This window comes from Pantoea sp. GD03673 (genome assembly GCF_029844725.1).
In the GTDB taxonomy this organism is placed as follows: Bacteria; Pseudomonadota; Gammaproteobacteria; order Enterobacterales; family Enterobacteriaceae; genus Pantoea.
This window is the reverse complement of record NZ_JAOCKJ010000011.1, coordinates 41205-54461: the sequence shown is the minus strand read 5'-3', so window position 1 is coordinate 54461 and position 13257 is coordinate 41205. Positions and strand designations below refer to the sequence as shown.

Sequence of the window (13257 nt, the reverse complement as noted above, 5' to 3'; positions counted from 1 at the left end):
GTCTTCAATGTTGCCGGAATGACGCCTGCGGTGACCGGCACTGCGCCCAGGCTCTTAGCAAATAAGAGCGTTATGACGCGGCCTGATGTGGCGGCAGCGGGGGACAAAATTAAGCATGAGGTTTCTTTTTGACGACGCTCTGCAAAATATTCTCAACGCCGCTGATATAGGTTTCAATGGCGTACTGTTCCCGTACGCGTTTCGCTGCCGCATTGGTCAGACGCTGGCGCAAATCCGTATCCTGCCACAGCGACGTTAGCTGCTGGGTCAGTTGTACCACGTTGCCATAATCAAACAGCAGCCCGGTTTCGTCATGACTGATCAACTCGGTCGTGCCGACCACGCGGGAGCCGACTACGGCGGTGTTCACCAGCATCGCCTCCAGCACAACCCGGGGTAAACCTTCACTGCGTGAGGCCAGAATAAACGCATCGAAAGCGGTGAGGTAATCGAGCGCATTGTTCTGAAAGCCCGTAAAGATCACGTGATGCTGGATATTCTCAGCGCTGGCGAGCTGAAGCAGATGCTGAAGTTCCGGACCCGCGCCGACAATGACCATCCTCCAGTCTGCATCGGGATTAGCGCGTTTAAAACGGCCCAGCGCCTGCAGGATATGGTGGTTAGATTTGCGCAATATCAGCGATCCGATAGTGCCAAACACAAAGGTCAAAGGAGAGAGTTTAAAGCGCTGGCGGACTTCAAGGCGGTCGGGCAGAGGCTGATGAATGTCGATAGCGTTACTGACGGTAAAACAGCGTTCTGCATCTATGCCATGCTGACGCAGGGTGTTATTCACGCCCTGCGACACGGCAATCACGGCCTGGCAATCCTGATTTACCATGCTGACCAGCCGCGGCTCCAGAACCGGATCGATACGGCAGTGCTGAACCACCGCAACATCAAGGTTGCGCGCAGCCAGATAACCTTCCACATTGGTGCTGGGCTGGTTATTCATGTATAGCGTGTCGAATTTACCCAGCTGCAGCAGTGAATTGATTTTGCTGGCGTTGGGGATAATGCGCCAGTGCGTATCAATCTCATCAATGGCACGCTTCTTGAGCTTTTTATTGAAAAAAAGCAGCGCCCGCACGGCTTCTTTAACGAATTTTGCCCAGCGTGGCTGTTTAATCTGCGGGATAAAAAAGACCGGAATAGCCAGCGCATTCAGCGTGGCCTCAATGGTTTCGTCGTTACCACGGCTGTAGTTGTGGTAGAAGCAGCAGGTGATATCAAATTTTTGACGATCGATACGTTTCAGCAGTTCCAGCATACTGTTGGTGCCGCCGCCCCACTCTCTGCCGTTATCCAGCAGCAGGATTTTTTGTTTATTTATCGTCATCCCTATTACTGTTCCCGCACAGCCCGTTATCACCCGACCCAGGATTATAGTAATTTCTGCATATAAATGAATGCTAAGCCGGTGACTTAGCATTCATGGCAAATTCAGAACAGTTTTTTCAGCGTGTTAAACAGCGGGCTGTTATTCACGCTTTCGGCAATGACCACTAAGGCTTTGGTCGCCGGAATCGGTGCCAGCGGCTGTTTCGGTTTACACAGGCCGGCAGGCTGGAAGCGTGGTTTCGCTGGTTTTGCCGGAGTAACAGGTATCTGTGAGCCGCTGCGGAGTGTTTCGTTCAGCAGCTGACTCGGGCGAACCAGCGTAATGTCGGCGGGCAGTGTGGGTAACATCTGCTGCAGGACCCGCACGGTCGTCGGGTGGGGGTGACCAATGGCAATGGCATAACCGTCGCGCTGCGCCAGTTTTACCGCCCGGCTGAACTGCTGGCGGATGGCGTTACTATCCTGGCTGTCATCAAGAAAGACCCGGCGTTTTAATACTTTGACCTGGGTACCCTGTGCGGCAGGAACTGCCTGACTGCTGGCAATGGTCATGCTATCCAGAAAGTAGAGATTGTAGTGGTTCAGCGCCTGCATCACCTTCTGCATGCCGGGCAGACTCGACGTCATCCTGCTGCCCATATGGTTGTTCAGACCAACGGCATAAGGCACGTTGTTAACCGCATTGCGCATGATGCGGGTGACCTCTTCGCTGCTCATCTCTGGCGTTAAGGTATCTTTTTCCAGCGGCTGTTTGCTCAGCGGTGCCATCGGCAGATGAATCAGCACTTCGTGACCGCTCTGATGCGCTTTGGTCGCCATTTCACGGGCATGGGGCGCGTTGGGCAGCACTGCCACAGAAATAGCCTGCGGCATCTGCAGAACCTTATTCTCTTCGGCAGGTCGATAGCCGACGTCATCAATAACAATGGCCAGTTTGCCCGCCTGTGCAGCGAAGCTGAACAGCAGGGCGCTTAACAGAACGGGGATTTTTCGACGTTGCAGCAAACTTATCTTCCTAACCACGGGAGTGGATTGACGGCCTGGCCCTGACGTCGGATTTCAAAATAGAGCGACGGGGTACCACGGCCACCACTGGTGCCGACCAGTGCAATAGGTTGTCCTGCTTTCACCTGCGTACCCACGCTCACCAGCGCACTCTGGTTGTAGCCATACAAACTCATATCGCCTTTACCATGTTCCAGCACCACCACCAGACCGTAGCCCTGTAACCAGTCGGCCATCAGCACACGACCATCGGCGATAGCTTTCACCTCGGTGCCTTCCCGCGCATCAATCACCAGTCCTTTCCAGCGCAGTTCACCCTGCAGCTGTTCGCCAAAGCGATGTTCGATGCGTCCGCGAACAGGCCACAACGCCTGTCCGCCCGCGCGGCCCAGCCCCCCGGTGCGGGCTACCAGCTCGCGTTCGCTCTGGGTCGGTTGATAACTGGATCCTTTGGCTTTCGCCTGTGCCTGGCGCTGACGCACTTTTTCTGCTTCCCGCGCTTCACGGGCTGCGCGTTCACGCGCCTCGCGTTCCGCCCGGGCGATCTTATCCTGCAGACGGCTTTCGTTCTGACGCATCTCGACCAGATCGGCCTGATCCTTTTCCAGGGCACTTTCCAGTGACGTCAGGGTCTTTTTGCGCGCATCGCTCGCCTGTTGCAGCTTCTGCTGCTGGCCCTGTTGCTGGGCTAATAAGCCTTTCTGCTGCTGTTGCTTCTGCTCCAGCGTGGCGCGTTGCTGATCTAAATCCTGACGCGTCTTTTGCAGCGATTCGATACTTTTCTGACGGGCAGCATTCAGATAGCCGAAATAGGCCAGAATACGCTCACTGCGCTGGCTCTCTTCACCGCCCATCAAAAGCTGTACGCCGCTGTGCTGGCCCTGACGAAATGCCGCATCAAGTTGCTCAGAAAGCAGGCTTTCCTGCTGGGTTTGCTGTTTCTCAAGACGGGCGATGGAGGTGGCGAGCTGTTTGATTTCGTCATTCAGGGCGGTGAGGCTATTGCGGGTGTCACGCAGCTGACGGCTCGCCTGCGCAATGATCTTTTCCTGGCTCTGTAACTGATCCAATAGTTTGCTGCGCTGCAGCTTTTGCGCTTTAACACTTTTCTCTTTTTCAGCAATGTTTTGCTGAATGGATTGCAACTGAGATTTGCTGTCCTCTGCGCTGTGGACAGCGGCAGGCAACAACAGTGCTCCCGCACAAAGCAGGCTAAGGGAGAAGCTGGACAGGTGTGTGAACAACGGCAGGTTATCGCCGTTGGGACGGGTCCTTGTGTGCGAAACGGTTGTTTTTCCCTTCATAGGCCAATGATTATTCCACGATGAACCGCCGCTTACCAGTGCTCCCAGCGGGCATTTCCTTTTCCAGTTATGTCCACTTTCGGGATGACATGGATTAAGCCTTACGCCATTTTTGCTATTCAGCCACTTTTTTTGGAAAATGAAGCACAAATCGATACTCTGGCCGCATAGCATCTGTACATGCGAAGTGGCGCAGGTATACTCAGAACCCTTGTTTTAGCTTATTAGCCCGGTCTGGAGTCGTTACCCCTCATGCAAGAAATTATGCAGTTTGCAAGCAATCACCCCATCCTGAGTCTGGCATGGGTTGTTTTACTCGTTATGGTGATTGTGACTACCGTTAAAGGAATGTTCTCTAAGGTAAAAACGATCAGCCGCGGTGAAGCAACCCGCCTGATTAATAAAGAGGACGCGGTAGTAGTAGACGTGCGTTCGCGCGACGATTTCCGCAGAGGGCATATTTCAGGTGCGCTGAATGTGGCAGCCGCTGAGATTAAAAAAGGCAACATCGACGAACTGGCAAAGCATAAAGCGCAGCCCATAATTGTGGTATGTGCAACCGGACAAAGCGCAGGTGATTCTGCTGCACATCTCAGCGCTGCCGGTTTTGAGCAGGTTTCAGTGCTGAAAGAGGGTATCAGTGGCTGGAGCGGTGAAAATCTGCCGTTAGTTCGCGGTAAATAATCTTACAGAGGTGCTGATCATGGCAAATGTTGAAATGTACACCAAGGCCACCTGTCCTTACTGCCATCGTGCGAAGGCGCTGTTAACGCAAAAAGGCGTCTCGTTTCAGGAAATCCCGATTGATGGCGATATGGCGAAACGCGAAGAGATGATCAAGCGTAGCGGCCGTACCACCGTGCCTCAGATTTTTATTGATGCGCAGCACATTGGCGGCTGCGATGACTTATTCGCGCTCGATAATCGCGAAGGTTTAGATCCCTTACTGCAGGCGTAATTTTACGCCGGACAACCTCATATATAGGATTTGGTCACATGTCAGAACACAACACCAACGAAATGCAGTTCCAGATTCAGCGCGTATTCACCAAAGATATCTCTTTTGAAGCGCCAAATGCCCCGCAGGTTTTCCAGAAAGAGTGGGAACCGGACGTTAAGCTGGACCTGGATACTGCATCTTCTCAGCTGGCTGACGAAGTTTACGAAGTGGTACTTCGTGTGACTGTAACCGCAACTGTGGGCGAAGAGACGGCTTTCCTGTGTGAAGTTCAGCAGGCCGGTATCTTCACCATCAGCGGTATCGAAGGAACGCAGATGGCACATTGCCTGGGTGCATACTGCCCGAACATCCTGTTCCCGTACGCACGCGAATGCATTACCAGCCTGGTATCCCGTGGTACCTTCCCGCAGCTGAACCTGGCACCGGTTAACTTTGATGCGCTGTTCATGAACTACCTGCAGCAGCAGCAAGGTGAAGAAGGTGCTGAACAACATCAGGATGCCTGATGACAACTCACGCTTCGATTAGCGTCATCGGTGCCGGTTCCTACGGCACCGCTTTGGCGATTACGCTGGCCCGTAACGGCCACCCGGTGCTGTTGTGGGGACATAACCCGATGCATCTGGCGCAACTTCAGACTGACCGCTGCAACACTGCTTTCCTGCCCGATGTACCATTCCCCGATAACCTCTCACTTGAGCCTGATCTGACCAAAACCATTGCCGCCAGCCGCGATCTATTAATCGTGGTGCCGAGTCATGTGTTCGGCGATGTGTTGCAGCAGATAAAACCTCATCTGCGGCCAGACTCGCGTATTGTCTGGGCGACCAAAGGGCTGGAAAAAGAGACGGGCCGTCTGCTGCAGGATGTGGCACGTGAAATCGTGGGCGAAGCCATTCCGCTGGCGGTGATCTCCGGACCGACCTTTGCGAAAGAGCTGGCGGCAGGATTACCGACGGCCATCGCGCTGGCCGCAACGGATGCGCAGTTTGCTGATGACCTGCAGCAAAAGCTGCACTGCGGTAAAAGCTTCCGCGTTTATAACAATCCTGATTTCATCGGCGTACAGCTGGGCGGCGCAGTAAAAAACGTGATCGCTATCGGTGCGGGCATGTCCGACGGAATTGGTTTTGGCGCGAACGCGCGAACCGCACTGATCACCCGTGGTCTGGCTGAAATGAGCCGGCTGGGCGCAGCACTGGGTGCCGATCCCACCACCTTTATGGGCATGGCGGGTCTGGGCGATTTAGTGCTGACCTGTACCGATAATCAGTCGCGTAACCGCCGTTTTGGCATGATGCTGGGCCAGGGCGAGGATGTAGATAGCGCGCAACGCATTATCGGACAAGTTGTAGAAGGCTACAGAAACACCAAAGAAGTCAAAGCGTTGGCTGCACGCTTTGGTGTCGAAATGCCGATAACCGAACAGATTTATCAGGTGTTGTATTGCGAAAAACCGGCGAGAGATGCAGCATTGAGCCTGCTGGGACGAACAAGGAAGGACGAAAACAGCATCAGCTAACGCAGGACGCGTAGCATCATCACCTGCAGCGCCCATTCAGGCGCTTTTTTTATCGGGAGAAAACAGCAATGTCGTCTGATGAGTTAGAACTGGTCTGGAATAATATCAAAGCAGAAGCGCGTGCCCTGGCTGATTGTGAGCCGATGCTGGCCAGCTTCTTCCACGCGACATTGCTGAAGCATGAAAATCTCGGTAGCGCACTGAGCTATATGCTGGCCAACAAACTGGCTAACCCGATTATGCCTGCCATCGCCATTCGTGAAATCGTTGAAGAAGCCTACCGTGAAGATCCGTCGATGATCATGTCAGCGGCTTACGATATTCAGGCGGTGCGTCAGCGCGACCCGGCGGTCGATAAATACTCCACGCCGCTGCTCTATCTCAAAGGTTTTCACGCCTTACAGGCCTACCGTATTGGTCACTGGCTGTGGAATGAAGGCCGACGCGCGCTGGCGGTTTATCTGCAAAATGAAATCTCTGTCTCCTTTGCGGTCGATATTCATCCCGCCGCGAACATAGGCCACGGCATTATGCTCGACCATGCTACAGGCATTGTGATTGGTGAAACCGCCGTGGTTGAGAATGATGTCTCGATCCTGCAATCGGTGACGCTGGGGGGGACCGGCAAAACCAGCGGCGACCGTCATCCGAAAATCCGTGAAGGGGTGATGATCGGTGCCGGTGCGAAAGTGCTGGGCAATATTGAAGTCGGCAGGGGGGCGAAAATCGGCGCAGGTTCGGTGGTGCTACAGCCCGTACCGCCGCACACTACGGCGGCAGGCGTACCTGCGCGTATCGTCGGTAAACCAGGCAGCGAGAAGCCGTCGATGGATATGGATCAGCACTTCAATGGCAGCCTGGCCGGTTTTCAGTTTGGCGACGGCATCTAGTCCTTAATCAGCGCGCCGGCATAATCCAGCTGGCGCCACGCTTCATAGACCACCACCGAGACGGCATTCGATAAATTCATACTGCGGCTCTCCGCTCTCATCGGGATGCGGATTTTCTGCTGAGCCGGTAATGCCGCCAGAATCTCCGCTGGCAGTCCGCGGCTCTCGGGTCCAAACAGCAGATAATCGCCAGCCTGATACGCGACGGCACTGTGTGCGGGTGTACCTTTGGTCGTCAGCGCAAACAGACGTTCAGGCGACTCTGCGGCAATAAACGCCTGATAGTCAGCGTGAAATTTTATGGCCGTGAATTCGTGGTAATCCAGCCCGGCGCGACGTAAGCGTTTGTCATCCCAGGCGAAGCCGAGCGGCTGAATCAGATGGAGCTGGAAGCCCGTATTGGCGCACAGACGGATGATATTGCCGGTATTCGGCGGAATTTCTGGTTCAAACAAGACAATGTTAAGCATAAGGCCCCCGATGACAGGGGCCGAAGCATAGCAAATTATTGACGACCGGAGGAGTAGAGCGGTAACCAGAGCGTCAGACGAAGACCGCCCAGCGGGCTGTCATCGGCTTTAACCCAGCCGCGATGCTGCTGCACTGCGGTTTCGACAATGGCCAGACCCAGACCGGTGCCGCCTGACTCGCGATCGCGCGCTTCATCGGTGCGGTAGAAGGGACGGAAAATCTGTTCACGATCTTCGGGACTTACGCCAGGACCGTCATCATCAACGTGGACCGTGATACCGGAAATATCGACTGAGAAACTGACGCTGATGTGGGTGTGTGAATAGCGCAGCGCATTGCGAACGATATTTTCCAGCGCACTTTCCAGCGCATGAGGGTTGCCGTAAAGCGGCCACGGGCCGGGTGGGTAGGGGATATCCATCTTCTTACCCATCTGCTCCGCTTCGAAACGGGCATCTTCCAGTACCCCATTCCACAACTGATTCGCCTTCATCGCCTCGCTGACCAGCGCATTTTTATGCTGGGTACGTGACAGGACCAGCAGATCGTTAATCATGCCATCAAGGCGCTGTGCTTCCATCTCGATCCGCTCCAGCTCTTTCCCTTCGCCCTGACGCCGACGCAGCAGCGCGGTAGCCAGTTGCAGCCGGGTAAGCGGGGTGCGCAGCTCATGGCTGATATCCGATAACAGACGTTGCTGACCGGTCATCATCCGCTCCAGCGCACTTACCATCTGGTTAAAGCTGGAACCCGCCGCCAGAAACTCCTGTGGGCCTGACTCCAGTTCCGGGTGCTGACGCAGGTTTCCGCTCGCCACTTCGTCAGCGGCATATTTCAGCTTACGCGCCGGACGCGCCAGACTCCATGCGAGCCACAGCAGCAGCGGTGAACTGATGAGCATGGTGACGATAAGCAGCAGTAACGGACGGTCAAACAGCAGATTCACAAAATCGAGCTGGGAACTGTTGGCGGGACGGATCATATAAAGCTGGTAGTTATCTTCGCCATCCCGAACGGCAAAAGGCCCTACCAGCTCAACACGACCATATTTCTTCTTCTGCGGATGATCGGCATTGTCAGACTGGCCGATAAAATTGCGGATAACCTGCATTTCGTTATGCTGTGCGCCGATTACCCGACCTTCACTGGTCACTAACAGCAGCCGCTGACCCGGCGGTGCCCACTTTTCTACAGCACGAAACAGACGACGCCACCACATCAGATCGTTAGGGGGATCCTGTGACAGCTCGGCTTCGACGTGTTGCTCAATCATGATGCCCTGCCGCTGTTCACTTTCCAGCAGCGAGGTCATCTGTCGTGAATCGAGCTTGGGCACCATTAGCACCAGCATCAACACCAGCGCCAGGGTTAACCAGAAGATGGCGAAGATACGGGTGGTCAGGCTTCCAATCATGATGCTGAAACCATCAGGTAGCCGCGGCCACGTAAGGTTTTAAACCACGGGTGGCCGTCACGGCGTTCAGGCAGCTTGCGACGCAGATTGGAGATATGCATATCGATGGCGCGGTCAAATGGCGTCAGACGCTTGCCCAGCACCTCCTGACTCAGATGTTCACGCGAAACCACCTGGCCCAGATGCTGCGCCAGCAGATAAAGCAGGGTGAACTCCGTGCCGGTGAGATCCAGCGTGACATCATCGAAACTGGCTTCCTGACGGCCTGGATTCAGACGCAGGCAGTCCACTTCCAGCGTCGGCGAGCTGTTGTCATGCTGCTGCTGCTGTTCACTCCAGTTTGAGCGTCGCAGAATCGCGCGGATACGCGCCACCAGTTCGCGATCGTTAAACGGCTTAGGCAAATAGTCATCTGCACCCAGTTCGAGGCCCAGGACGCGATCCAGCTCGCTGCCGCGCGCTGTCAGCATGATGACAGGGGTTTGATGTTGCTGACGCAGTTCTTTAAGGGTGTCGATGCCGTTTTTCTTCGGCATCATGACATCCAGTAAAAGCAGATCAATAGAGTTATCGAGCAGGTTCAGCGCTTGTTCACCATCGCTGGCGACTACCACTTCAAACCCTTCCATTTCTAACAGTTCTTTTAAAAGCGAAGTTAATTCGCGGTCGTCATCTACCAACAGGATTTTATTCATTTTTGTAGCCCTCCGAAGGCAAAATACCGTGTTCCTGGCGCACCTATCTATCGCTTTACGTAGTTTTACACCCCCTGACGGATGTTTGCAGCTGTCGCCGTACACTGGCTCTCGTTGAATCGCAAAACGGAACGAACCGGAGTACACGATGCGCAAATTAACCGCCGTCGTCCTTGCCTCAGCGATGGCTCTGAGTGCCGCCACCGCAGGTGCTAAAGATGCGACGACGATTGACGAGATGCATCATGGCGGATTGCCGACAGGCAGTATGACGCAAAATCCGCAAAGCCACATGTTCGACGGTATCGAGCTGACTGAAGAGCAACGTCAGCAGATGCGAGACCTGATGCAACAGGCCCGGCATGAGCGCCCGGTCGTTCATATTGACGATATTGCAGCATTACATGAGTTAGTGACTGCAGACCAGTTTAACGAAGCGGCCATCCGCGCTAAGGCGGAAGTCATCGCCAGAGTTCAGGTTGAACAGCAGGTTGAGATGGCGCGCGTACAGAATCAAATGTTTCAACTGCTAACGCCGGACCAGCAGGCCACGTTACAGAAGAATTATCAGCGGCGACTTAATGAGCTGCGACAGTTTTCGAATTTGCAGTCAGCGTCATCGCTGCAGGCAGTGAGTAGTACCAGCAGTAACCAGTAACATAGTATCCCTGTTTTCCTTGCCATAGACACATCCCTGTCTTCCCCCGCCATGATGGTGGGGGTTTTTTTTATCTTTTTTTCGCTTTTTTTGTTTTGACCGGAATCATCGCCACGCAACAAAATCCCCGTTTGATTAGCGCTTGTTTAACGTTTGTTCGTTATGGCCGATGATTATTAACCCTTCAGGTCATATCGTAAATTTAAGCGTACCGGCAGGCACCTTTAAGCCCTTTAAATATTATAACTGCCTGAAAATACTGGGTTTGCGGGAATTTCTTCTTTGCTTTATCTTAATTTTCAACAGGTTGCTTTTCCCCCGTTACGCTTGCCGGTTCAGGCGCACCCTCTACACTTAATTCTGTCACTGCAGGGAAGTTAAGTGTCTTTGCGAAGTCTCAGGGAGCAACAACCACATTATGTAGTCCTGAATGAATCTATTAACGGAGTAAGTTATGGCAGAGCATCGTGGTGGTTCAGGTAATTTCGCAGATAATCCGCAAAAAGCGTCTGAAGCCGGTAAGAAAGGCGGCCAGAGCAGCGGCGGAAACTTCAAAAACGATCGTGAAAAAGCATCAGAAGCAGGGAAAAAAGGCGGCAAAAAGTAGTTGTTGCCCCGTTCTCAGCCCGGACCCATGTCTGAATGTGGTCTGATTCTGATGTGTATGACACTTTGCCCCGTCCTCTTTGAGGCCGGGGCTTGTTTTTATGCCAGCCGCGCTTCTCTAAAAGCACCTGAACCGTTGAGTGACCCCTGAGCACTGCCCGCCTCCTGGTGTTAAACTTTAGCCATTCTTTCATTTGAGTCCGCATCATTGCTGATGCTGCTTAGGGAATCTGGCATGCAACCCTCTTATAGCCGACTGGTAAAGCGTGCTGCGCTGGCCGCCACTATTCTTGCGTCCGTACTGTTGATAGTGAAAATTTTTGCCTGGTGGTACACCGGTTCGGTGAGTTTACTGGCCTCACTGGTGGACTCGCTGGTCGATATCGCCGCATCGCTGACCAACCTGCTGGTAGTGCGGTATGCGCTGCAACCCGCCGATGAAGATCATACTTTCGGGCATGGCAAAGCGGAGTCGCTGGCGGCGCTGGCGCAAAGTATGTTTATTTCCGGCTCTGCGCTGTTTCTGTTTCTGACCGGTCTGCAGCATCTGGCGACGCCCGATACCTTGCGGGCGCCCGGCGTCGGCATTGTGGTGACCGTAGTGGCACTGAGTTCTACGCTGGTGCTGGTCGCCTTTCAGCGCTGGGTGGTGCGGAAAACCCGCAGCCAGGCAATCCGGGCTGACATGCTGCACTATCAGTCAGACGTCATCATGAATGGTGCCATTCTCATTGCGCTGGTCCTGAGCAGCTACGGCTTTGCCCGGGCAGATGCCGTGTTCGCTCTGGGAATTGGCATTTTCATTCTCTACAGCGCGTTGCGTATGGGCTACGAGGCGGTGCAATCATTGCTGGATCGCGCATTACCGGAAGAGGAGCGGCAGCAAATCCTGACGCTGGCGACAAACTGGCCGCAGGTGCAGGGCGTTCACGATCTGCGAACCCGGCAGTCCGGCCCGACCAAATTTATTCAGCTACATCTGGAACTGGAAGACCAGCTGCCACTGGTGCAGGCGCATCGGGTAGCCGATCAGGTTGAGAAGGCGTTACGCAAAGAATTTCCTGGGTCAGACGTAATTATCCATCAGGATCCCTGTTCTGTGGTACCGTTCGAGAGAGAGGATTCTTTAGGTTTTTAACGTAAATGAATCAAATCGATACGAAAGGGATGACGTAAAGCTAACATTGCTGCAAAAAATAGTGAAAAGTTGTCTGACCTGAATCAATTCAGCAGCAAGCCTTTGATATACTATCTGCCATCACGTGTCGCGCGAGTCGTAAATCAGCTTCAGCAGCGATCGACAGGCAGGATTAACCCTTAGTTTTGAACAATCCAGAGGTTGTCATGATCAAAAAAATCGGTGTATTAACCAGCGGCGGTGACGCCCCAGGCATGAACGCAGCTATTCGTGGAGTGGTACGTTCCGCGCTGAGTGAAGGACTGGAAGTTTTTGGGATCTATGATGGCTATCTGGGATTGTACGAAGATCGCATGATCAATCTTGATCGCTACAGTGTCTCCGACATGATTAACCGTGGCGGCACCTTCCTGGGCTCAGCGCGTTTCCCTGAGTTTCGTAATGAAGATGTGCGTCAGGTTGCCATTGAGAACATGAAAAAACGCGGTATCGATGCGCTGGTCGTGATCGGGGGTGACGGTTCTTACATGGGGGCTAAGCGCCTGACTGAAATGGGCTTCCCCTGCATTGGTCTGCCAGGCACCATTGACAACGACGTGGCCGGAACGGATTACACCATCGGTTATTTCACTGCGCTGGAAACCGTGGTTGAAGCAATTGACCGCCTGCGTGATACCTCATCTTCACATCAGCGTATTTCGATTGTTGAAGTAATGGGCCGCTACTGTGGTGACCTGACCCTGGCGGCGGCGATTGCGGGCGGCTGTGAGTTCATCGTCCTGCCGGAATTCCCGTATACCCGCGAAGAGCTGGTTGCAGAAATCAAAGCGGGCATCGCCAAGGGCAAAAAGCACGCTATCGTGGCGATTACCGAGCACATCTGTGACATTGACGATCTGGCGCGTTTCATTGAAACCGAAACCAAACGTGAGACCCGTTCGACCGTTCTGGGCCATATTCAGCGCGGCGGTGCCCCTTGTGCGTATGACCGTATCCTGGCCTCACGCATGGGCGCTTACTCCATCGAACTGCTGATGCAGGGTTACGGTGGCCGCTGCGTTGGTATTCAGAATGAGAAGATGGTGCATCACGACATCATCGACGCGATTGAAAACATGAAGCGTCCGTTTAAACGTGACTGGCTCGACACCGCGAAAAAACTTTATTAATGCCAGGCGGGGCGTGCTGCACAGCATGCCCCTTCTATATTCCCCCCGGTTATAACAGCTTATTTTTAATTCTTTTAGCTCTG

15 protein-coding genes are annotated in these 13257 nt (G+C 53.8%); 9 read left to right on the top strand and 6 right to left on the bottom strand.

The features are described 5' to 3' along the window. Positions 1 to 109: 109 nt before the first annotated feature. The 3 genes from N5J69_RS19160 to envC all read right to left on the bottom strand — a co-directional run bounded on the left by N5J69_RS19160 (position 110) and on the right by envC (position 3650). Positions 110 to 1339, bottom strand: a complete 1230-nt coding sequence (locus N5J69_RS19160; RefSeq protein WP_279772214.1) for a glycosyltransferase — start codon at positions 1337 to 1339, stop codon at positions 110 to 112. 104 nt (positions 1340 to 1443) lie between these two features. Next, the gene (locus N5J69_RS19155; protein WP_279772213.1) at positions 1444 to 2346 is read right to left on the bottom strand and encodes a divergent polysaccharide deacetylase family protein; all 903 of its coding nucleotides are present in this window, start codon (positions 2344 to 2346) and stop codon (positions 1444 to 1446) included. 2 nt (positions 2347 to 2348) lie between these two features. Continuing rightward, positions 2349 to 3650, bottom strand: a complete 1302-nt coding sequence (envC, locus tag N5J69_RS19150; protein ID WP_279772212.1) for a murein hydrolase activator EnvC — start codon at positions 3648 to 3650, stop codon at positions 2349 to 2351. A 252-nt stretch (positions 3651 to 3902) separates the two neighbouring features. Between envC and N5J69_RS19145 the strand changes: the two genes are divergently transcribed. The 5 genes from N5J69_RS19145 to cysE all read left to right on the top strand — a co-directional run bounded on the left by N5J69_RS19145 (position 3903) and on the right by cysE (position 7023). Further along, positions 3903 to 4334, top strand: coding sequence for a rhodanese-like domain-containing protein (locus N5J69_RS19145; RefSeq protein WP_161732978.1), 432 nt, complete (start codon positions 3903 to 3905; stop codon positions 4332 to 4334). Between the two features lie 19 nt (positions 4335 to 4353). Then, positions 4354 to 4608 (top strand): glutaredoxin 3, encoded by a 255-nt coding sequence (gene grxC, locus N5J69_RS19140; protein WP_008926942.1) that lies wholly within the window; start codon positions 4354 to 4356, stop codon positions 4606 to 4608. 38 nt (positions 4609 to 4646) lie between these two features. Then, complete coding sequence (gene secB, locus N5J69_RS19135) at positions 4647 to 5117, top strand: protein-export chaperone SecB (RefSeq protein ID WP_279772211.1); 471 nt, start codon at positions 4647 to 4649, stop codon at positions 5115 to 5117. Beyond that, positions 5117 to 6133 (top strand): NAD(P)H-dependent glycerol-3-phosphate dehydrogenase, encoded by a 1017-nt coding sequence (gene gpsA, locus N5J69_RS19130; RefSeq protein ID WP_279772210.1) that lies wholly within the window; start codon positions 5117 to 5119, stop codon positions 6131 to 6133. Before secB ends, gpsA begins: the two co-directional genes overlap by 1 nt. A 68-nt stretch (positions 6134 to 6201) precedes the next feature. Then, on the top strand, positions 6202 to 7023 hold the full coding sequence (cysE, locus tag N5J69_RS19125; protein WP_090967199.1) for a serine O-acetyltransferase: 822 nt from the start codon (positions 6202 to 6204) through the stop codon (positions 7021 to 7023). Here the strand turns inward: cysE and trmL are convergent. From trmL to cpxR, 3 genes are read right to left on the bottom strand one after another with little or no spacing between them, the layout of a single operon-like run. Next, positions 7020 to 7493 carry a tRNA (uridine(34)/cytosine(34)/5-carboxymethylaminomethyluridine(34)-2'-O)-methyltransferase TrmL gene (trmL, locus tag N5J69_RS19120; protein WP_013359485.1) on the bottom strand — a complete coding sequence of 158 codons (474 nt, stop codon included), beginning with the start codon at positions 7491 to 7493 and terminating at the stop codon, positions 7020 to 7022. The two genes, cysE and trmL, sit on opposite strands and share 4 nt — an antisense overlap. 35 nt (positions 7494 to 7528) lie before the next feature. Then, entirely contained in the window at positions 7529 to 8908 is a 1380-nt protein-coding gene (cpxA, locus tag N5J69_RS19115) for an envelope stress sensor histidine kinase CpxA (protein WP_013359484.1), read from the bottom strand. Continuing rightward, entirely contained in the window at positions 8905 to 9603 is a 699-nt protein-coding gene (gene cpxR / locus N5J69_RS19110) for an envelope stress response regulator transcription factor CpxR (protein WP_009088062.1), read from the bottom strand. The genes cpxA and cpxR overlap by 4 nt, the downstream gene beginning before the upstream one ends. Before the next feature lie 148 nt (positions 9604 to 9751). Between cpxR and cpxP the strand changes: the two genes are divergently transcribed. From cpxP to pfkA, 4 genes are all read left to right on the top strand, one after another. Beyond that, complete coding sequence (cpxP, locus tag N5J69_RS19105) at positions 9752 to 10261, top strand: cell-envelope stress modulator CpxP (RefSeq protein WP_279772209.1); 510 nt, start codon at positions 9752 to 9754, stop codon at positions 10259 to 10261. Positions 10262 to 10715: 454 nt separating this feature from the next. Then, on the top strand, positions 10716 to 10868 hold the full coding sequence (locus N5J69_RS19100) for a KGG domain-containing protein (RefSeq protein ID WP_163658148.1): 153 nt from the start codon (positions 10716 to 10718) through the stop codon (positions 10866 to 10868). Positions 10869 to 11102: 234 nt separating this feature from the next. Beyond that, entirely contained in the window at positions 11103 to 12005 is a 903-nt protein-coding gene (gene fieF, locus N5J69_RS19095; protein WP_279772206.1) for a CDF family cation-efflux transporter FieF, read from the top strand. Between the two features lie 206 nt (positions 12006 to 12211). After that, positions 12212 to 13174 (top strand): 6-phosphofructokinase, encoded by a 963-nt coding sequence (gene pfkA, locus N5J69_RS19090; RefSeq protein ID WP_150013993.1) that lies wholly within the window; start codon positions 12212 to 12214, stop codon positions 13172 to 13174. The last annotated feature ends 83 nt before the right edge of the window (positions 13175 to 13257 follow it).